Origin of the sequence: Lachnotalea glycerini, assembly GCF_003201285.1 — a bacterium.
GTDB lineage: Bacteria > Bacillota > Clostridia > Lachnospirales > Lachnospiraceae > Lachnotalea > Lachnotalea glycerini.
The window spans coordinates 125,228-145,413 of record NZ_QICS01000011.1 but is presented as its reverse complement, the minus strand read 5'-3'; the positions used below and the strand labels follow the sequence as shown (position 1 = coordinate 145,413).

The following is a 20,186-nucleotide window of genomic DNA, read 5'->3' as shown; positions in this document are numbered from 1 at the left end:
TCCGATATCCTGTTAGCCTCCGACGCAGAAAGCGCCAAGACCTACTACCACTATGCAAGCGATGAAATGGGAAGCATCACCCATGTAACGGAGCAAGACGAAGTCCTCAACCGCTACGAATACGATGCCTGGGGAAATGTAACCGAAAGCGAAGAACGAGTCGAAAACCGCTTCCAGTTCAACGGCCAACAGCTCAACCCCATCAGCCAGCAGTATTACCTAAGAGCCAGATACTATAACCCGGTAATCGGACGCTTTACCCAAGAAGATACCTACCGGGGAGACGGACTGAACCTGTACGCATATTGCGCCAACAATCCAGTGAGCTATGTAGACCCAAGTGGGAATCAGTGTCAAGCTGCTAAGGATAGGCTTGCTGCTAGTACATCAAAAGGGAAAAATGAGACAAAGACTTCTACGAAACTGACCGAACACCAAGATAGTAGTTCTAAGGGTTCGGGCGGACATGAAATTACTTATCCTACTGAAAAATCTCATGAAAGTGCAAGAAATACGTTAATGAATGAGGTTGACAAATCAGGTGCTTTTACTAATGGTTCACAACCATACACAGGCAGGTTGGAGTCAAGTTATGGATATGAACAAAAGATTGGTAGACAATCATTGGACGGAAAAACGAGGTGGAGACTTGATTATGACCCAGATAAGGGAGTACATTACAATTTTGAAGACTTTTCAAAAGGTAAGGGTAACAAGGCTGTAAAAATAGCTATACCCATTGATATTAATTATGAACAGTATAAATCTATAATAGATTTGTATAATCGTTAATAGAGGAGAATTTGTAAAATGAATGATGAGCTTAAAAAAAAGCTTGAAGAGTTAAAAAATATAAATAAAGTGAAAAATAAGAATGAGGAAAGGGAAAATAATATTCTATTGAAAGAGTGCTTGGAAGCACTACATAATGATGGATTTATATTGGAAAATGAAGAAGAGTTATCAGTTTATAATGACTTTAAAGAAATGTTGATTTTTACTCCATGGGGTATTGATTGGGGGGAAAGAAGGAAAATAAAAGATATAAAACATATCAAATTTGAATCACAATTAAAAGAGATTTGTTCTAAAGATAACTATTATATTATTTGGGGAAAAGGTTTGCCAATAATAAGGTGCAGCTTAAATTCTATAATTAATAATTTAGATGATATTAAAGCAGTTGAAGCTGACACTTGGTTATTATCAACAGATTATAACGAAATAATAGAATTTCATCACGAAAGTAGAATTACATGTGGACAAATAATTTTTTAACAGTCCGCATTGCGGGCTGATGTAAGCTGAGCCGGGGAAGTTTTTGACCCCGGCTCTTTAACCTGCATCATTTTTGACCCTATAGTTCACCCCTGTTTTAGTGCAGGAAATGAGCGGAAATATTCCACAACCAGATTTTTAAATAGCTGTAAGTATGCGACTTGAGCCAAATAAAAAAACAGCCATAGATGCGACTTTTTTAAGTACCAGGAAGATGAACAGGTGGTAACAGCTACTCAAACATTTATCAGGGAAAAGGAAAAATACTTTCTTTTTCATATTTGCTCGACAAGGCTTTTATATTGCCTGGATGGCATCATATTCCATCATCGGTTTCAAAGACCACACAAGGGCTATATTTTGCGACACAGGGCTAACAGGGAATAATTTAGCGGTAGCACGCGTTAAAAAATACATAAATCAAGCTCTTCTTGTGATAAAAAGTTTATCGCAGGAGGAGCATCTTATTATTTAAGCAGAGCTTATTTTATAATAAGACAAATATTAATTAATTTTTGGATAGGGTTAGAGACATTTTTCATCGCTATCTTTGACGTACTTGATAACATCTTCAATTTCACAATCCAAAATACTACATAATTCATTAATAGTATTTAATGTGACACTGCGGTTGTGCTTCAAATTATCTAGTGTCCCTCTGCTGAGATTATAATTTTTAATCAAGTAATAGGTTGTGATTTTCTTTCTCTTTAAAGTTTCCCATAATGGATCAAATAGTATCATAATAAAACTCCATTTTCTTTTTATTATATTACCAAATATTTGGGTTGAATATTGCCATAAAAACGGGTATAATAAAAATAGAAAAGTAAAAAGGGAGAAGTGAATTTAGAATGGATACGAATCGAAAAATGAAAGTTTACCAATCTTATAATCCCCAAAATCAACCCATGCCCGAAATAAGATTAAAGGGAAAATGGCTTGAGGAAAGTGGATTTGGAATAGGACAGCATATTGAGGTTGAGATACACAATAATACATTGATAGTAAAACAAAGAGTGATTGAGGAAAAAACGTGATAAAAACGGCAATCAAACCCGCATTCAACTGCCCTCGGGCGGAGAAATTCTTCGGGAATACGATGCAGCCGACCGCTTAATCACAGAAACACACAAAGAGAAGAAAAGCAAAATACACAATACCACCCATTTTGCGTATGATAAAGCCGGAAATCTCATAGAGATAACCGATAATCAGGGACGTAAAACCAAAAACGAATACGACCTGCTAAACCGCGAAATCCGCCGTATCGAGCGGAATGGAGGATAACCAGACAGTTCTATGATACAGATGGCAACCTGATACAGACTCTTGATGGAACAGGAAGCGAAGCCAGTTTTTGGTATGATATGGGAGGAAGAAGAACCCGGATAGAAACCAAGGGAAAAGCAACAGGGAGCTATACCTACGATGCCTTTAGAAACATCACAGAAAATAATTGCAGCAAAGCAAATCAGAATATAAGAAAAATTTAATATTTAGATGCGATCTGTTTATTTATATAAATATGGAAAATGAAAAGAAGCTAAAATGTCTTATATTTTACAATAAAGGTAAAAAATTTGTTAATAATTATTAACTTAACACTAATAAATATTAATCACAGTAAATTGAAAGATAAAAATGTGTCAAAGTACCTATTGACATAAAAATCATATAATACTATAATAAACGACAGTTAGACAAATTTTGCTATAATCTGATAATCAGAAAATAAGACTATTGTTTTGTAGAAAATGGGGAAAACGGGGGGAGAAAAGTGAAAAAACAAAGGATAAAGTCTGCCATTATGTTAGTATGGCTCATTGTTTTGGCAATGAATCTTACAGTCTATGCAAATGAACAAACGGAGAGCAAGTACAAGTCTGTCATTTTTCTTTTTGATTCCAGTGGAAGTATGAAAACCAATGATGTAAATCGCCTTGCAATAGATAGTATTGCACAATTGACTTATGCACTGCCAAGTGATTACAGAGTGGGAGTTGTATCCTATAACTCTGATATTGTAGTCAGTCAAAAACCGGTGGACAGTGAACAGCGCAGTCAGATTATGGAACTTGCCAATGGAATTAAGTATGAAAACTACAGTAACGCCGGTGCAGGCTTACTGCAGGCAGTTGAACTCCTCGAAGAAGAGGATGCAACAGAAAAGACTATTGTATTGCTTTCCGATGGTGAGATACTGTTAAAGGATGATGCAGCAACAGTTGAGTCCAAATATCAATACAAAGAAGCAACACAGCAGGCTGCGGAGTCAGGAATCACAATTCATGTGATTGGGCTAGGTCAGGAAATGACAGATACCGATAATCCTATTTTTGCTGCCGCTGAGGATACCGGCGGTGGTAATTATCTGGCACCTCAACCTTCCAAGATACAAGATGCAATAGACGCAATTCTTATAGATAAATTGGATATCAAACAAACCAATCTCGCAATTGTGGATGCAGATGGCCAACAGGAGACACTATCCGTTGATTGCCCATTTATAAATGCAACCATGGTTCGAATACTTTTAACCAGTGATTCACCTATTAAAAATCTAAAGACTAATTTTCAAGCAGAGGATGCAAACCAGATTAATGGAGAGAGATATTCCCTGATTCAAATAAAAAAACCATCAAGTGAAAAAATTGAATTAAGTTTTCAAGGAGTCTCTGGGAGTCGAGTACGAATCGTTATGATTCCAGAGTATCAAATAATACCACAAGTAAATATTGAATATGAGGACAAAATTCCATCTGATGAAACAGCAGTCAGCTATGATCGTACTGCTCGTATTACCTATACCTTTTTCGACCTGACAAATCAGAATTTACAGCTTTTTACACAACCCTATTTTAATAATAACAGTGTGGGAATAGCTGTAAATGGTGATGAATCGCAAGAAAACGTATTGAGTGAAGGGACAATAACTGTACAAGAGGCAGTAATTGAAAACAAATCAGAAAATGTTGAAATTGATTACTCAAAGCTTCCCTTTTATGTAATTGGTGAAAATACCATTACGGTGAATTTGGAAGGCCCCAATCTTTTGCCACTAGAAGAACCTAAGCCCCCATATCTGCTCATAGGGACAGGCATTGTAACTGCTATTATTGTAGCTGCGGTTATCCTCTGGATTTTGATTAGCAGACGGCCAAAGCCTTTACCTCCCGATGATATACCAGAGCCAAGTAAATATAGCTATACAGGTAAATTGAACATATACATTACAAGAACACCAACGGGATATGATGTCCCACCTTTGACCTACAATCTATTCCGCCTGCCTTCAGGCAAAGTTATGTCAATGGCAGATATTTTAGATAGCTGTGCAGTGCAGGAAGTATTTGAAGGCGCAGACAAGATCTATTTTAAATCCGGTCCGAACCATAATTTAATATTAACAAACAACTCGGACTGCACAGTTATGAAGAATCGGGAAATCCTCATGAAGAAAAAGAGCTATCAGATTACCGTTGGTGGTAAAGTCGATATTGTATTCGAGGATGAAACAAGCGAACTGACGTTCCAATACAAAGATTTAAAACCTTCTGAAATGCGCTGATAGATGGCGCCAAACAGGATGGAATTAAATAAATGAAAAGTAAGAGAAGGGAGTGGTAAATGATGGAGATTATAAGCCAAACTAACCGGACAATCTTACTGGATGTTATAAATCCAGAAAAACTTGACTTACTCACGTTGGTTGGTGAGGTAAAAGGGATTGACAGTCTAAGTGATGACCAGATGCGCGAAATCAATCTACATCTGGAGTGCCGCAGCTACGAAGAAGCAGAGAGGAAAATGGCACCAGTTATTTGGTCATTTTTTGATGCAAACTCGCAATCGGTAAAGTATACCTTGAAAAAGCCAGAAAATATTTCTGAATCAATGCTGACTCAAATCAAACTAAATGAACAGGAGAATTTTTTAAAAACCGTTTTCACTGTTATGAGCTCAAGAAAGTCACAAGGACTCTTGAACGTGGAATTTGGATTTGAGAAGCTACTGGAAATGATTTCTCCTAAAAAGGTTATGGAGGACATTAAGCAGGTTCGTAAGGAGATTCAGTATAATTACACCAAATACACGGAAATGGAAGAAGGAGACCCGGGAAAGTTAGATCTAGGTGATCGACTGAATTTGCTGTTTGAAGAAGCCAGTTCTAATTATAACAATGTAATGGCAATGCTCCCATTAGCGATTGAAGACGTTAAGACCCGTTTGCTGTTAGGTGGAGGAGAACAAAAATCAGACCACAAGGAACTGGTACCGGGAATTCTTACGATGGCAGACAATGGGGAAATAAAAGTTTTAGAAGCTCCCAAGGAAGAAAATACAGCATTGGCTACTTTAGATGATAACATGAATGCCGGATTAATCGAAGTAATCAAAGAAGATTATAACGCAGTCAACGACACGCCAAGTGATTATGTTCAGAATCTGGTGGTTCGTACATTCTGTCCGCTGACATCCACAAATCAGACAAAAATTGATGTAGAGACTGAGGTACAAAATTACAACTCTTATTTGGAATTTTACCGTACCTCAAAAGATAACTTTATCAAAGTAGTGAAACCTTTAGTGGAAAAACTGCTGGGAGTCAAAATGTTTTTTGATCAGTATAAGGCAAAATCTAAGGGCATGTCTCCATCACTGCTGATCGCAAATATCTCGCCGGAGATGCTGGCGAAAAGCTCTAACCTGCCAAGACTGATTACATACTTAAATACAACCAACAGCAAAAACAATTTTAAAGATACAATCTGGTACGCTATTTATCCTAATGTTTCATGGAGCCAGAATGTTACCAATAAAATCAACAGAGAAAGATTTAAGGGGAATGTCCAAAAAGCAGGAACCGATGTGTACAGCATGGAATCCCTAAGTATTTTGCTAGATGTATTTAAAGATTATCGGGTAGGAACATTTTTCTCTTTTGAGAACAGGGAGGAAACAACCTTTAATGCACTTGCCGCAGAAGGTGTTGAGAAAGCCATAGAAAAATGTGCACCTTTAGTTGGAAAACCATACAGTGAATTTGCAATTCCTGTTTTACCGAATTTTACTGTTATTCCAAAGAATAAATCCGGTGTTACATTAGATACCAAAATGCGTGTAACAGACAATAATGGTGTAGCATTCTCTGATGCAAAGGAAGATGTAATGCGGTTATGGATTGAGGGTGTCTATATTAACGGAGCGTATGTTGCAGCAGGATTTCAGGCAGCTTGTCAGTGCCCGGAATACTTAAAGGCACATTTCAACCGTACAAAGGTAAGAACGGATTCAGAGCTTCCCGGCGTACGCTTTGACATAGAAGCAGGAAACAATTCTTTGTTGGCCTATACAACAATGCCCAAAGAAATAACTGGTTTTACAACCACGATAAAGAATCAGATTAACCAGAAGAACTTTGGCTGGATATTCTCATCAGAAAATGCATCACTTAACGGTGAGAATATAACGAATATTACTGTCTATAAGGCAAGAAATCTGTTATACAATTCGGAATATTCCTCTTATGAATCCGTGTATAAAACACAGGTGACCACTTATATTGAAAGAATACTCAGATATGTAACCGGAGATTTCAAAGAAGATAACATCAAAAACTTCTTTTCGAATAATCCACAAAGTCAAAAGAGCAAATGGGCAATGAAAAAGGATTGTATCAATGCGATTATCACAGAAGGAGATAATTTAGAGTATAGCATAGATGAGGCAACCAGCATTTGTGAACTTACTATATCGTTTAATGGAAGCCCACGTAATTTGGAAGTGTTAATTAATCGGGTAAGCTCAAATGCATAACATAATTTAATTCAAATGAAGGGAGAAATGATTAATGGGATTTAGACTAAAAATTGACGGATCAGGACCAGTAAACCTAAGTGAGAGATGTATCACAAGTGTGAATTTCCACTCAGATATTCCAGAGGATTCTAATGCAAGAGCAACAGATCACGGAACAGAACTGATTATCCAAGGAAAAATGTTGTTTTCTTTAGGAGCCGAGGTGGAGGATTCCACTTTAAACCTTGCAAAATGGAGTATAGTACCAAGTGAATCTGCAGACAGTTATCGTAAAGTTCAGGTAGACATTGTTGCAGCAGATCAGGTAATACGACAGATTACCCTTCCTAATGCATTTGTTATGGATTACAGGGAAGAACTGGATGATGAGCATGGAGTAGGTGTTTTTTATCTTCATGTAAAACAGAAGAAAGATCTAACACAGGATACCACCGTTGATGGCGGATTTGGACAATAAGGGGGGAGATAATATGTCATTAAAAGTTAAAATTGATGGACAAGATAGCTTTGAAATTGCAAAAGACTGCGTGAAAAAAGTGATGTTCAAGACGGACATCCCTCTTGATTCTAACGCAAGAACAAAAGATGTGGGGAGCACGCTTGAGATTTCCGGTAAGATTTTGGTTGCAACAGACGGAGATCCTTTCGACAGTACAAGAAAGCTCGCTTTATGGTCAATGGTTCCGGCGGAAAATTCAGCAGCTTATCGCCAGGTTACGATTGAGGTTATCAACGCTGGTATAGTAGAAAGAAAATATAGTTTTCCAAGAGCATTTGTAATTGATTATAAAGAAGATTATGGAAATACGGATGGTATTGGAACATTTACAATCATTATTAAGCAAAAGAAAGATAAGCTCGATCAGATTGCTATTGACGGAGGTTATACAGGAGCCTAAGCTTATTCCAAAGTAATGAAGGGCACGTCTTGTCCAGACGTGCCTTTTCTATAATAGGAGAGCTGGCGAAAATTTCCTATCATAGAAAAGGTACATCATGCGGACTGGCAGTAGTTGCTTTTAAACCTTGAGGGCACGCGAGTGTCTGCATAGAAGGCACTTTATTATAGAATTGTCCTTATCCTAAAGCGTTTCCCTATGCGGAAAGGTCTTAGAATGAGGATAAGAGAGGGAGGAATCGTATGGAACAGGAACGTGACTGGTATCAGATTTTGGAGATAACAGAAAAAGCTACGGAACTAGAAATTAAAGCGGCTTATAGAAGGCTTGTAAAAAAGTATCATCCAGATACACATGCCAATGATAAAAGCTATACAGATAAATTTAATGACATAAGTGAAGCTTACAAAATACTGGAGAATCCTAAAAAAAGACAAGAATATGACAGGAGAAGAAAACAGAATCAGGAAAAATCGGCATCTACCAAAAACCAACAAGGAGAAAAACAATCAGAATCATCTCCTAATTTTAATTTTGAGAATATAAATAAAAATTTTGAAGATTTTTTTGGATTTAATCATAAAACAAAAGATATTACAAGGGAAGATAAAGTGAAATCTAAAAAAAATCCGTTGGATACTACAGACATGTTTGAAAAATTTATGGGAATCAAGAGGTAGAATATGAAGAGAAATTTAAATTATATTATTGCAGTTTTATTGGTTGCGATTGCTACGATAATACTTTTATACTCTAAAATCCCTTATTTCTGGCTGTGGATTATGCTTGCGCTTGCTTTAGCAGGGGTACATGTGTTTTGGGCAGAGAAAGAAGAAAGAGCAAGCATTCCTGAGAATAAATATATATCAGAAAAGGAAAGAGCACCTGTAAGTACCCTGACTGAGGTGATTCTCCTTAGTGAAAACGATGAAAAACTCACCAGTTGGGATATCTATGGCAAAAACGGTCTTGTAATAGGCAGAGATATTGGCGAGAATCAGGTGGATATTAATCTGGATCAGACAACCTATGCAAGTATGATAGACATTGAACATGCAGTTCTTAACTTTTCGGGAAATGACTGGTATGTAGAGGATATCTCTGTAAAGAATGGAGTGAGCATCCAAAAAACAGATGGGAAGAAATATAAGCTTGCCTATGGTAAACCATGTAAACTAGAAAGAGGAGATATCGTGTGTGTAGCTCTGACCAGATTACAGGTTATTTAAATAAATGAGTGGAAAGGATGTTGAAGGAAATGGGAGAATCCAATTTAATTCGCTGTCAAAATGGACATATGTTCAGCAAAAAGAGGTATGGAACAGTATGCCCTTATTGTAATATTGAGACAGCTACTCCGGAAAAAAAGGAGATGCAGAAATCAGAGGTTGACTTAGAGGAAGAATTGTTTAAGGAAGAAGTGAAGCCGGTTTGTGGTTGGCTGGTTTGCATTGATGGACCAAGGAAAGGAAAGGATTATAAAATAATAGATGGCAAGAACTTTATCGGGCGTGCCGATGATATGGATATTCAGATATTAGGTGATAATGAAATATCCAGGCGAAACCATGCAATTATTGTTTTTGATAAGAAGAAAAAGGAATTTATGCTTTTACCAGGAGATGCGAATGGATTGGTTTATCTGGATGAAAATGCAGTTTATACACCTATGCCGCTCTATCCGTATGCCAAGATTGAGCTTGGAAAATCTACATTTTTGTTCCTTCCATTCTGTGGATCAAATTATATGTGGGAGTAGAAAGATGAGGGGGAAAATAATATGGTTATCTCCTATTATATAATTGGGGTATTGGTTCTTGTTATTATTTTGCTAGAGCTTGCGAAGCTTTTCATAAAATCAAAAGAACCAAATGCCCAAGACGATTGGGGTTATTGTATGACCATTGGTACTTGTGAAGTGCAGGAAGACTTAGGAGAAGTAGCAGTGACATCTCAAGGAGCAATGGCTGTATTGTCTGACGGTATGGGCAGAGCTTACGGTGGCCGTATTGCAAGTAAAATTGCCGTCAATACCTTTGTGGATATCTTTGAAGATTATAATGCGTTTCATAATCCACAGTATTATTTTCGCAAAGCGTTTCACTCCGCAAACAAAGAAATCTTAAAAGCGCTTGACGGAGAAGAAAGGGGAGCAGCCGGTGTTAGCTGCGCACTGCTTCGTAAAGGTTTTTTGTATTATGCAGTAGCAGGAAATGTTAAAATATGTGTTTATAGAGAGAAAAGTCTGGTTCCTGTTTCGGCCGGTCATACAGTTGCTGTACTGGCAGAACAAAGATTTTATGAAGGAAAGCTGTCCAGACAAGAGGCTGTGGAATTGCTGGAAAATCATCGCTTATATAATTATCTTGGAAGAGATGGTTTTAAAGATATTGAATTGTTTGATGCACCTATTCGACTTAAAAGTAATGATATTGTTGTGCTGATGAGTGATGGAATTTATGAACTGCTAGGCTATAAGGAAGTGGAACGTGTATTGGAAAAACAAGAAAGCTGTCAGCAGATGGCTTTTGAAATAATAGAATTAGTCAATCAAAACAAGAGTGAATCAAAAGATAACGCAAGTATTATTTTACTTAGGGTAAGGAATGGAGTTTAGGTATGAGAAAACAAAACTCAGAGTTTAAAACTGCTTTTACTTCGGAGGCAAGTGAATTAAAAAATACGGATTACTTTGGCTTTGTAGAATTGGATCGATATGCTTGTTATGTCATTGCTGACGGAATCGATGATCAGGTAGATGGAATCAGTGCTAAATTAGCTGTATCTGCGGCCGTTGCTGCATTTTCGGAAGCTCCTTCCATGAGTAAAAAAAGGATGTCAGCTTGTTTAAGGGCGGCCAATAAGGCTTTGCTTGAAGCTAAGAGTAAGATGAAATTAAAAGCATCTATTATTGTGGTGCTGACAGACTATGCAAAATTGCGGTATGGACAAGCAGGAAATATTAGACTGCGTTTATACCGCGATGGTTTTTTGAAGTATCAGACGACGGATCAATCCCTGACCATGGATATGGTAGCAACGCAGAATATCACCCCTGATAAAGTGGCGGCTCACGAAGAAAGAAATAATCTTTACACTAGTCTTGGACAGGCAAAAGGATTTAAACCTCAAATATCAAAAAAAATAAAGCTCACAAATGCAGATGCGATTGCATTATATACAAGGGGAGTATGGGAGCATATAGATGAGGGTGAGGTAAAGGATGTATTTGCAGATGCAACCGATGATCCTCAAAAAACGGTCAATGATATTGAAGATATGCTGTTATCCAGACAGCCGTCCAACCTTCAAAAGTATACATTTGCTGTTATTTTTGCGAATAAGATTTTTGTAGACCCAAATAAAAAGAGAAAAATACGAAAAATCCTTATGATTGTAATACCAATCTTAATTGTTGCAGTGATCCTGACAGTTGTGTTACTTATTTTACACTACAAAAAGGTGGAAAAAATACAGACAATGGAAGCATCCTATACGAAAAGCATTGAGTATATCCAAGCCGATAATTACGTACGGGCAGATGAAGAATGTACGAGTGCATTAAAATTAGCCAAACAGCTAAAGGATAAAAAGATGAAAGCAGAGCTTGAAAATTATGAAATATTAATTGAAACCGTATTATCAGCAGACGAAGCCTTGGATAATGAGAAATATGAAGATGCTGGAAAGCTTTTTCAGGAAGCAGCTAAGCGGTCACGTTATGTAGATAATATAGGAAACGATTATATTAGCAACAGACAGAGTTTGACTGCAAATTACATTTCAGTCTATGATCTGATTGGGCTTGGGGATACCCTTGTTTTAAATCTTCAATACGATAAGGCAGAAGAGAAATATCTGGAAGCCAAATCTCTTGCCGGAAAAATTTACTTTGATGATGGAAGAACATCTGCCATGGAAGCATTGGAAAAGTTATATGAAACACAGAAGGAAGAAAAAGAAGCCCAGGCAACTGAATTAAAAGAGCAGGCTTCGAAACAGGATGCAGCAGCAAATGCTATTATTTCGGGTGATGAAGCTTTCACAGAGGGAGATTATGATAGTGCAAAAGTATTCTACCTTTTGGCAAAACAAAAATATGCGGAGTTAGAAGATGAGACTCAGGAAAATGCGGTAGACGAAAAATTAGAAGCAGTGAATGCTAAAATGGAACAAAATACGTCTCTTGAGGAAGAAGCAGAATCATATATGGAGCAAGCGGCAGAATCCATTACGAATTCAGAATTTACAGAAGCCAGAAAATATTATTTACTGGCTAAGGATATATATGCTACTTTAAAAAATCAGGATAAAGTAGATGAAATTACCACAAAAATGGAATTATTGTATATTGAACAGCAATAAAAAGAGCGGGGGTATAAATTGTGAAAAAGGAACAGGATTTTGATATGGAGAGTTATATCAGCAAAAGAATGCTGGAAATCACATCCTTGGAGGATCGACGCCTTTTTAAAGAAATTGCAGAAAAGCTTTTGCTGGAGGTGAACAACTATAACCAAAATGCCTATAAAACCCTGGAACAAAAAATATTAAATGAGCATAAAACAAAACAAAATGATTTTGCAATTTATCTTACGCTGACCGATTTAGAGCATTATGATGCCACAGATACTTTTATGTATCCAATGATAGCAAAGGATACAAATAAGGATAAACCTAGTATCAATACTATAAGAAAGATACTAAAAACGGGCGAAAAGCAAAAGCTGTTTTCTATCTATTTGAAGACAAGTGTGTCAGAAATATATAAACTGATACATAGAGAAAGAACATTTCATGGTGTTATACGTACGCAAAAGAGTGAATACAAAGGTGAATTTAGTATATCCAGAAATGAACAGTATATGGATCTTATTAAAAATCTGTATTATATATTTGGGGTGAACTATCAGCCGTGGATGACTGTATGTGAGGCTTATATCACAAAAATGTTTGATGTGTATCTTTGTTCTGTGGAGCAGGTGTCAGAAAAGGAAGAGATAGAGGAAATCGTAATTGATTTTGAAGAGTACGCAGATCAGGTAAATTATCATATGATTCCGTTATGGAATCTGGAAATGAAACTTGAAAAGACCAGTACTTATCCGGATGCTTGTATTGATAAGATAAATTATGAACACCATATTTTTTCCCATCGTCTCAAGCCTGAGTGTGAGTATCTGATTATGAATACAGATGTGGAAATTACCAATATCAGGCGGTTAAACGGTGACTTAATTATTTCCTGCCCTTTGGAAACGCCATGTGAATGGCAGTTCTATCAGGTAAATAAGAGAAATGGTAAGGAATATTATTTATATCCAATTTTATCAAATCAATCAAAAGAGAGTTTTGCAGGCTGCCTGACCGAAATGTTTCGAAGAAGTATTAAAACAAAATCAGAATTAGCCAGACTGATGGAGGCTTTTTCCTATAGCAATTACGTTGTGTTTCAGGATTTTGAGATTCTGGATACAAAACCAGAGGGCTTAGAAGCTTACAACTATAATATGGACGGATTTATCTTGGATGAAATAAGGATTGGAAGGTCTTGCCAAACGCTGGTACTTTCATTTTCAGCTGTAGAGCAGACTAATTATCTAAATGAAGATATTATGAGTTTCTTAGTCACACAGGTGCAAAAGTTGTTTCCAGAATATTTGTGTATTGGAAAGCTGATATAGGGGGGGATAGGTTTGAACTTTTTATGGGATATTGTTTTAAGGGCACAATCTTCTAAGAAAAAGGAAGAAGATTTGTTTTTTACACAAGCGGCGGAGTGCAGCCCATTTTATGAACAATCTTTTAGCTGTATCAATGAGAATCTTGTGGATGAAAATGAAATAGAATTAAATTTGTTGTATCGATTTACCGATATATTTCAAGAAATTCTGGCAGAAGATGGAAAGGAATTTTGTGAATTTAAAAAATATCTGATCGATGTCGTTTTACATATACTTCTTTATACGGATTTACGTCATGGATTAAGTATCAGAGAAATTTATATAAGGAAGCTGACGCAAGAACTGTTAAATGGTACTTTTTGGGAAGAGGGTGCAAAGAAGTTTCAAATGATTCCTTTGCAAAAACAAAAACGTCTGGCTACTTTGGTATTAAGTCAGATTCAAACTGGTTCTTCGTTGCTTATTTTTCGCAGATCGGTTCTAATCTTATTTCCCGATGCGATTTTGTATCAAGTTAAGGCCGACAGAAAAAAATTACTTTTATATCTGACTGATGCGCAGGAGGATCATAAGAAAAGTATGATTCAATTTGTACAGGATATGTTTCTTCCTCTAAGCTATAACATACGAATTTTTTGGGAATATCATTTTGGTATCATTGGTGTAGAGGGTACCATGCGAATAGATGAACTGGCTATTTATTAAGAAAATGAAAAGCTTTAGAAGTAAATTAGGTAGAAATCATAGATTTTAATTTATTTGTTATTGGCAGGATGGGAGATTTTAACATGGATAATTATTTCAGTGGAATGAGCCAGAATGATAAAAATGCAGGAAAGTTAAATTACTATAGTCGTGAAGAGTTAGAATTAATGACTACTTATCAACTGCGGGAAATTTGTTGGAAAGAAAGAATCGTCAATGGAATCCAGGCTCCGCTTGATAAGGATGAATTGATTCTTCAGATAATGCGTTTTCGCGGAAGAAAGGACAATCTTTTTATTTTAAATCGAAATGATGAAAGCATTGAGCGGTTGGAAAAGTTATTACAGTCAACTACAATACAAAGCATGCCTCATTCAATTAAGGGTTGTGCAAAAATTATAGTCTACAATGAAATAGAAGTCGGCTATTTTGACCGTTTTACGATTGGATATCGCCCTGAAATTGTAAATACAAATGCGCTGCTGGTAAGTGGTAATAAGATTTGTGCAATATTTCAGGTAAGACAATTCAGAGGGGACACAGAAAGATTATATTTAACAAAATCAGTAAATATGCGATGTGAAGAATCGGCGGTCAGAAATTATCAGTTATATTGTATGGATCATTCTCAATCAGACTGGCTTTATCATTTATATGAAACGGAATATGATACCTTGCCTGCTCATTTACGGTTTTATATGGTTCCAGTACTGGATTTTCGAGTTAGAGATTTGTTGGAAATCAATATGCCTCTTGCGATTGATTTTGGTACATCAAACACAACAGCCGGTACTTATCTGGATTCTACCTACATAGAAAAGCTGGATGGTGACCCCGTACGGGAAGTTTTAAAAGAAAATGATGTAAACTATGTAACTTATTTAAAAGATGAGGAGTTTGAGACAGAAAGTCCAGTACTTCCATCCGTTGTAGGTGTCACGAAGATTGAAGGGGATCAGGTACAATATGTGTTTGGATATCAGGCAGACCGTCTGTTTCAAATGAGTTATATTGATGAGGGATTTTGTGTTTTTTATGATTTGAAACGCTGGATCAGTGATGCAGACAAAATGGAAGAACTAGTTGACCGAAAGGGAAATCGCTGCTTTGTAAAACGAAAAGATATCATCAAAGAATTTTTGGTATATGTAATATCTTGCGCTACGCAAAGATTTAAGTGCCGTTTTAAAAGTCTGCATATATCAGCACCTGTGAAACAGAAAAAACTTTTTATTCATCTGTTTCATGATATTTTAGCAGATTATCAGATTGAGGAAGAGGATATGCTAGACGAAGGTGTGGCAGTTCTCTACAATTCAATTTCTGCTTTGATCGAACAAAAACGCTATAACAATAATGAAGAATTGCGCGCACTCATTATTGATTGCGGAGGAGGGACAACGGATTTATCTTCCTGCCGATTTTCTATAAACAATCAAAGAGTATCTTATAAAATTGAAATAGCTACTGCTTACGAAAATGGAGATACCGATTTTGGAGGGAATAATCTAACCTTTCGTATCATGGAACTTCTAAAGATCGCTCTGACCAGACAGATTAGTGTGGAAGAGGGAGAAATGCCGTCTGAAATCATTGAAAAATTAGGATCTGATATTTTTAGGCGCGTGGATCAAGAAGGAATGAAAGAAGTCTACCGTTTGCTGGATGAAGAATATAGTAAAGCGGAGGCCATTATTCCGACTCGATTTAAAGATTATGAGCATAAAAGCAATAATGAATACTTTGCCGTAAAAAATAACTTCTACTTTTTATTTGGAATAGCAGAACAAATCAAAAAGATTTTTTATGGTAAGTCAGATATATTGAAAGTGGCAGTATCCAGTACACCGATAAGGGAAAATGCGGTAAAGTGCATAATGGCAGAGCGATTTAAACTTTCAGTAAGAGAATCTGTAGACAATCATTTAATTATGTTGAAAGATATACCTACGATATACCTCAGTATTAATGAATTGAACCAATTATTACAGGCGGATATTTACGGAATCATTAAACGATTTATTGAAGTATCCTATGATAATGGGGAATTACAGGAATATTCAATTATGAGACTTACTGGACAGTCATGTAAAATTAATCTCTTTCGGGAAGCGTTAAAGGAGTTTATTCCAGGAAAGGTTATTGCCTCATCAAAGAAAAATAGGGATCAATCAGAGGACTATGAGCTAAAGCTAATGTGCCTTGATGGAGCCATTAAGTATTTAAAGGATAAAAGGTTTGGCTATGCAGACGTAAGAATTATGAATGAACCTGCAGCATTTCCTTATGTTGTTACCGCAACTACACATACAAGAGAAGAAAGAGTATTAATTCAGAGCTTGGACAGACAGAACATACGCGGATATATTTCCAGAAATATGGCTGATTTAACATTGCAGCTTTACTTGAAAGACACAAATGGCAACCTTCTATATAAATATAATTGTTCTTTTTCTAAATTGGATTTTAAAGAAGTGAAAGCGGAAAAGATAGTGGAAATGTATCAAAAAGAAATCATACAAGATGATGTGGATTCTATCGTAGATCGGGAATTAAGGTGCTTTGTTCTGGCAGATGAAGAACGATGGGGATTTGTAGTGGTTCCAGTTCTTAGAAATGAGGAACAGTTGATGCTTGGGCCAGATCAGTTTTATTTATTTGAGACAGAAAGCTGGATGAATAATTTCTTTGATGGTACAAAATAAGGGGGGATAAACTATGTTAGTACAGGCAATTCCGTTATTTCAGGATGGTCATATATTACGAAGAGAGATGCTGATAGCATTATCAGACTATGCATTTTTGACAAGCCAGCTCTTTTACAAAGGATATGCCGATGGTATTTTGGCTGGATGTGAACTTACAACAACAAAGGATAATATAATATTGAATACAGGAATCGTTTATTTTAAAGGACAGGCATATCTGATCAAAGAGCCGATGGCAATTGCTTATTATCCAACTAATACTACGGTAGTCCTAAAACTTAGTATTTCGGATGAATTAACAGAGCCAAATTTTATATATCGGGAAATCGATTTAATACTGACAGAACAAACTCATTTACAGAATGGTGAAATAGAATTATGTCGGTTCAAACTTCAGCAGGGCGCAAAGCTTCGTGACCAGTATCAGGATTTTGAGGATCGAAATACCACCTTTGATACACTAAATCGTATCCATGCCCCATTCTCAACAAAAGAAGAAAGCACGCTGTCTTGGGAAATAACGAAAGCTTTTGCGCAAGAAATGCTTGTTACGAATCATCTCAACGATTTAGATAGATATTTTTGTATCCAGATTCTCAATCAACCAAATCCAATCAGTAAGGCAGCCCTAATGGCATACCTTAGTAAAAGCTGTCAGGAACCTCTTGAGGATCGTTCTAACCTGGCAGTTTACAAAGAGTTGGTTAAGGTTTTAAAAGCGAGACAAAGTGGAAAGAGAATTGGTGGCGGAAAAGATGGTACAAAGAAATGGAAAGTATCTGTGGATTAATTGGAGCAGCCTACATAAAAGCTGTACGCAAAGGTTTACTATTGCGTTACTTTTTAATATATACCGTATAAGGATTATCCATATGATAACCTAACTTTTCAGCTAATGCAACAGAACGTAAATCATGTGCATCCCAGCTTGGATATAGTTTGCGCTCCAGACATTCTATAATCAGTTTGGCAGCGCAGGCTGTAGCAAGTCCTTTACGCCTAAATTCTTGTTTCGTGTCAATTTCAATCTCTATTCCACCGTTATAAACGGTGTAAGAGGAAGCACCACATACTAGTTTATCTTGATAAACTACAGCAATGCCAAGTCCTCTTTTATTATAGTCGCTATAATCTTTGAATTGAGAGCAAAGATCTTTGGACCAGTTATCATGCATGATATCATGATAGATTTTCTCGTCAATCAGTTTCAGATGGTATCCTTCTTTTAGAGATTTTGTATATTGAGTTAGTTTTTCAAGATCGAAAATGTTCGCTTCCTTTTTAAACGCATATCGCAATGTTTTTTCTACATTATTACCCCAGACAGATTCAATTGATTTCTCCCATTCTTCATTTCGTGGAATAATAATTGGAGCAGCAGCTTTGGCAACAAGAGCGTTATTTGGAGTTCCCCCACAAAAGCAAAAGTCTCCTACTACAATCAAAGCAGCAGTCGGGTTATTTGCATTATCTGTTATGAAATTCCCCATACATCCTTGTAAGCATGACCAGATTAGCGTTTCACTCCATCCTAAAAAGAATGGAGTAATTTTATTTATAGTTTGCATCAATTTCATATCCTTTCTCTTGATACATAATACGTAACATCGTAGACAGCTAAATAGTACACAGATAGAACCTTAATTGTTATCATATCATATATGGTAATATTTTGTAACTATTTGAGTAACCATAACATAATAAAGAGGCATTAGCATAGTATCATTCTAAGTTTGACAGCTGCAAAATGTGTAGAAAAGAGGTGATTATTAATAATATACCTTGTTTTATACAGCTATTCCCAAGAATAAAATAGTTTCAAAATTAATGTCAACTAAATAATTAATTAAGTTGACAATTGATGCTGGTTTTATTATACTAAAAAAGTAGAAATATGATAAAGGAGAACAGTAAATGGAGAAAATAAGAACACTGTTAACCAATATGGAAAGTGCGATATCAAAGTTTCAAGGCTTTGATGGATGGATGATTGGAAAATGCAGCATATCGATTACCACGATGAAAGAAAACAAAGAAAATCTTCCACAGGCTCTTCTTTTAAAGAAAAATGACAGGTTAGCCGTTATACAAGTAAAAGATAGGAATCAGGAAAAAAAGGGAATGCTTAAGCTAACGCTTATAAAGCCTTGTTTTCTAAAATCCGTCAATGAAAGTCAAACAAATAAAAGAGGAATTCCAATAAGAGTACTTACTTTTTCACAAAAGCAAGTGAATCAGTTTGTAGCGTACGTTTCGGACAACAATCCGATACATAAAAAAGAGATAGCAATTGTTCCGGGCTTTATGATTGTAAATGAAATTGTAGAACTAGTACAAGAGAATATATATAAAAAAATAGGAGAAGATTTTGAAATAAAAGTAAGATTCTTACTTCCTATGAAAGTAGGGGATGTGGCAGAACTTTGGATGGAAGAGCAAGAATCGGATGGCTTTTGTATCTATGGCATAGTAATGGATTCAGAAATTTTTAATATGTGGATTGATAAGAAAAATTAGACAGGGGAGAAAAATGGAACAGATAACACAAAATCAGAAAAAAAGGGTAATCACAACCAAAGAAATGACAATGATGAGTCTGATGGCGGCCTTTCTTAGTGTATCATCGTATATTGTCATTCCCCTTCCTTTTTCAACCGCCAGCATAACTGCCCAGACAATTGTGGTAAATTTGGTGGGAATGATATTAGAACCGTTGCAAGCAGGACTGGTACTTATTGTTTGGATTTTGGCAGGACTTATTGGGATACCTGTATTTGCAGGTGGAGCAACAGGTCCAGCTAAACTGTTAGGGCCTACCGGTGGATATATTTTGGGATTTTTAGTAGCAGCAGTCTTGATTTCTATATTTTGCAAGAAACAAAAGGATATACGTAAACAAACATTGTTTCTAATTGTAGTCGGAATCCCTGTTATTTACTTTTTGGGCGCTGTATGGATGAAAATAATAACTCAACAGCCATGGTCTGGTATTTTAATACAGGCAGTTCTCCCATTTATCCCGCTCGATATAGTAAAATGCTTTGCGGCTGTGGCATTGGCTAAGGCTTTGCGGCCTATCATTTAGTAAA

21 protein-coding genes are annotated in these 20,186 nt (G+C 36.3%); 19 read left to right on the top strand and 2 right to left on the bottom strand.

What is annotated here, in order from left to right; all coding sequences use genetic code 11:
• Positions 1–66 precede the first annotated feature (66 nt).
• Both C8E03_RS17270 and C8E03_RS17265 read left to right on the top strand, forming a co-directional pair.
• Positions 67–792, top strand: a complete 726-nt coding sequence (locus C8E03_RS17270) for an RHS repeat-associated core domain-containing protein (RefSeq protein WP_242993622.1) — start codon at positions 67–69, stop codon at positions 790–792.
• A gap of 18 nt (positions 793–810) precedes the next feature.
• Positions 811–1,278, top strand: coding sequence for a CDI toxin immunity protein (locus C8E03_RS17265; RefSeq protein ID WP_110291695.1), 468 nt, complete (start codon positions 811–813; stop codon positions 1,276–1,278).
• A gap of 525 nt (positions 1,279–1,803) precedes the next feature.
• Here C8E03_RS17265 and C8E03_RS17260 read toward each other — a convergent pair.
• Positions 1,804–2,022 carry a helix-turn-helix domain-containing protein gene (locus C8E03_RS17260; protein ID WP_094378437.1) on the bottom strand — a complete coding sequence of 73 codons (219 nt, stop codon included), beginning with the start codon at positions 2,020–2,022 and terminating at the stop codon, positions 1,804–1,806.
• 110 nt (positions 2,023–2,132) lie between these two features.
• Here C8E03_RS17260 and C8E03_RS17255 point away from each other — a divergent pair, with 110 nt between their 5' ends.
• The 15 genes from C8E03_RS17255 (at position 2,133) to C8E03_RS17180 (ending at position 17,887) form a co-directional block, all read left to right on the top strand.
• The gene (locus C8E03_RS17255) at positions 2,133–2,318 is read left to right on the top strand and encodes a SymE family type I addiction module toxin (protein ID WP_110291694.1); all 186 of its coding nucleotides are present in this window, start codon (positions 2,133–2,135) and stop codon (positions 2,316–2,318) included.
• On the top strand, positions 2,302–2,568 hold the full coding sequence (locus C8E03_RS17250) for an RHS repeat domain-containing protein (RefSeq protein WP_094378436.1): 267 nt from the start codon (positions 2,302–2,304) through the stop codon (positions 2,566–2,568). Before C8E03_RS17255 ends, C8E03_RS17250 begins: the two co-directional genes overlap by 17 nt.
• Positions 2,569–3,058: 490 nt before the next feature.
• On the top strand, positions 3,059–4,849 hold the full coding sequence (locus tag C8E03_RS17240) for a vWA domain-containing protein (protein WP_110291692.1): 1,791 nt from the start codon (positions 3,059–3,061) through the stop codon (positions 4,847–4,849).
• A gap of 62 nt (positions 4,850–4,911) precedes the next feature.
• The gene (locus C8E03_RS17235) at positions 4,912–7,098 is read left to right on the top strand and encodes a transcriptional regulator (RefSeq protein WP_094378446.1); all 2,187 of its coding nucleotides are present in this window, start codon (positions 4,912–4,914) and stop codon (positions 7,096–7,098) included.
• A gap of 34 nt (positions 7,099–7,132) precedes the next feature.
• Positions 7,133–7,558 (top strand): hypothetical protein, encoded by a 426-nt coding sequence (locus C8E03_RS17230; protein WP_094378434.1) that lies wholly within the window; start codon positions 7,133–7,135, stop codon positions 7,556–7,558.
• A gap of 13 nt (positions 7,559–7,571) precedes the next feature.
• Positions 7,572–8,000 (top strand): membrane-associated protease 1, encoded by a 429-nt coding sequence (locus tag C8E03_RS17225; RefSeq protein ID WP_094378445.1) that lies wholly within the window; start codon positions 7,572–7,574, stop codon positions 7,998–8,000.
• A gap of 242 nt (positions 8,001–8,242) precedes the next feature.
• Positions 8,243–8,680 (top strand): DnaJ domain-containing protein, encoded by a 438-nt coding sequence (locus C8E03_RS17220; protein ID WP_110291691.1) that lies wholly within the window; start codon positions 8,243–8,245, stop codon positions 8,678–8,680.
• Between the two features lie 3 nt (positions 8,681–8,683).
• Entirely contained in the window at positions 8,684–9,229 is a 546-nt protein-coding gene (locus C8E03_RS17215; RefSeq protein WP_094378432.1) for an FHA domain-containing protein, read from the top strand.
• A 17-nt stretch (positions 9,230–9,246) separates the two neighbouring features.
• Positions 9,247–9,759 (top strand): FHA domain-containing protein, encoded by a 513-nt coding sequence (locus C8E03_RS17210; RefSeq protein WP_242993620.1) that lies wholly within the window; start codon positions 9,247–9,249, stop codon positions 9,757–9,759.
• Between the two features lie 21 nt (positions 9,760–9,780).
• A complete protein-coding gene (locus C8E03_RS17205) occupies positions 9,781–10,617 on the top strand; it encodes a PP2C family protein-serine/threonine phosphatase (protein WP_094378431.1) in 837 nt (278 codons plus the stop codon).
• A gap of 2 nt (positions 10,618–10,619) precedes the next feature.
• The gene (locus C8E03_RS17200) at positions 10,620–12,365 is read left to right on the top strand and encodes a PP2C family protein-serine/threonine phosphatase (RefSeq protein ID WP_094378430.1); all 1,746 of its coding nucleotides are present in this window, start codon (positions 10,620–10,622) and stop codon (positions 12,363–12,365) included.
• A 20-nt stretch (positions 12,366–12,385) separates the two neighbouring features.
• Complete coding sequence (locus C8E03_RS17195) at positions 12,386–13,684, top strand: hypothetical protein (protein WP_110291690.1); 1,299 nt, start codon at positions 12,386–12,388, stop codon at positions 13,682–13,684.
• A gap of 12 nt (positions 13,685–13,696) precedes the next feature.
• Positions 13,697–14,389, top strand: a complete 693-nt coding sequence (locus tag C8E03_RS17190; protein WP_094378428.1) for a hypothetical protein — start codon at positions 13,697–13,699, stop codon at positions 14,387–14,389.
• A gap of 83 nt (positions 14,390–14,472) precedes the next feature.
• Positions 14,473–17,094 carry an Hsp70 family protein gene (locus C8E03_RS17185; RefSeq protein ID WP_110291689.1) on the top strand — a complete coding sequence of 874 codons (2,622 nt, stop codon included), beginning with the start codon at positions 14,473–14,475 and terminating at the stop codon, positions 17,092–17,094.
• Between the two features lie 13 nt (positions 17,095–17,107).
• Positions 17,108–17,887, top strand: coding sequence for a hypothetical protein (locus C8E03_RS17180; protein WP_110291688.1), 780 nt, complete (start codon positions 17,108–17,110; stop codon positions 17,885–17,887).
• A gap of 46 nt (positions 17,888–17,933) precedes the next feature.
• On the opposite strand, the gene C8E03_RS17175 is transcribed toward C8E03_RS17180, so the two are convergent.
• Positions 17,934–18,674: a GNAT family N-acetyltransferase gene (locus C8E03_RS17175; RefSeq protein WP_094378425.1), complete on the bottom strand. Its 741-nt coding sequence runs from the start codon at positions 18,672–18,674 to the stop codon at positions 17,934–17,936.
• 337 nt (positions 18,675–19,011) lie between these two features.
• On the opposite strand from C8E03_RS17175, the gene C8E03_RS17170 reads away from it, so the two are divergent.
• Together C8E03_RS17170 and C8E03_RS17165 are read left to right on the top strand one after the other, a co-directional pair.
• Positions 19,012–19,614 carry a hypothetical protein gene (locus tag C8E03_RS17170; RefSeq protein WP_094378424.1) on the top strand — a complete coding sequence of 201 codons (603 nt, stop codon included), beginning with the start codon at positions 19,012–19,014 and terminating at the stop codon, positions 19,612–19,614.
• A gap of 13 nt (positions 19,615–19,627) precedes the next feature.
• Positions 19,628–20,182 carry a biotin transporter BioY gene (locus tag C8E03_RS17165; RefSeq protein WP_094378423.1) on the top strand — a complete coding sequence of 185 codons (555 nt, stop codon included), beginning with the start codon at positions 19,628–19,630 and terminating at the stop codon, positions 20,180–20,182.
• Positions 20,183–20,186 lie beyond the last annotated feature (4 nt).

Bases quoted from the DNA above. Each gene is read 5' to 3' on its own strand.
- C8E03_RS17205 (WP_094378431.1), top strand. From the start codon at position 9,781: ATGGTTATCTCCTATTATATAATTGGGGTATTGGTTCTTGTTATTATT.
- C8E03_RS17170 (WP_094378424.1), top strand. From the start codon at position 19,012: ATGGAGAAAATAAGAACACTGTTAACCAATATGGAAAGTGCGATATCA.
- C8E03_RS17230 (WP_094378434.1), top strand. From the start codon at position 7,133: ATGGGATTTAGACTAAAAATTGACGGATCAGGACCAGTAAACCTAAGT.
- C8E03_RS17210 (WP_242993620.1), top strand. From the start codon at position 9,247: ATGTTGAAGGAAATGGGAGAATCCAATTTAATTCGCTGTCAAAATGGA.
- C8E03_RS17180 (WP_110291688.1), top strand. From the start codon at position 17,108: ATGTTAGTACAGGCAATTCCGTTATTTCAGGATGGTCATATATTACGA.
- C8E03_RS17200 (WP_094378430.1), top strand. From the start codon at position 10,620: ATGAGAAAACAAAACTCAGAGTTTAAAACTGCTTTTACTTCGGAGGCA.
- C8E03_RS17235 (WP_094378446.1), top strand. From the start codon at position 4,912: ATGGAGATTATAAGCCAAACTAACCGGACAATCTTACTGGATGTTATA.
- C8E03_RS17165 (WP_094378423.1), top strand. From the start codon at position 19,628: ATGGAACAGATAACACAAAATCAGAAAAAAAGGGTAATCACAACCAAA.
- C8E03_RS17225 (WP_094378445.1), top strand. From the start codon at position 7,572: ATGTCATTAAAAGTTAAAATTGATGGACAAGATAGCTTTGAAATTGCA.
- C8E03_RS17175 (WP_094378425.1), bottom strand. From the start codon at position 18,674: ATGAAATTGATGCAAACTATAAATAAAATTACTCCATTCTTTTTAGGA.
- C8E03_RS17220 (WP_110291691.1), top strand. From the start codon at position 8,243: ATGGAACAGGAACGTGACTGGTATCAGATTTTGGAGATAACAGAAAAA.
- C8E03_RS17265 (WP_110291695.1), top strand. From the start codon at position 811: ATGAATGATGAGCTTAAAAAAAAGCTTGAAGAGTTAAAAAATATAAAT.
- C8E03_RS17255 (WP_110291694.1), top strand. From the start codon at position 2,133: ATGGATACGAATCGAAAAATGAAAGTTTACCAATCTTATAATCCCCAA.
- C8E03_RS17185 (WP_110291689.1), top strand. From the start codon at position 14,473: ATGGATAATTATTTCAGTGGAATGAGCCAGAATGATAAAAATGCAGGA.
- C8E03_RS17270 (WP_242993622.1), top strand. From the start codon at position 67: ATGGGAAGCATCACCCATGTAACGGAGCAAGACGAAGTCCTCAACCGC.
- C8E03_RS17215 (WP_094378432.1), top strand. From the start codon at position 8,684: ATGAAGAGAAATTTAAATTATATTATTGCAGTTTTATTGGTTGCGATT.
- C8E03_RS17260 (WP_094378437.1), bottom strand. From the start codon at position 2,022: ATGATACTATTTGATCCATTATGGGAAACTTTAAAGAGAAAGAAAATC.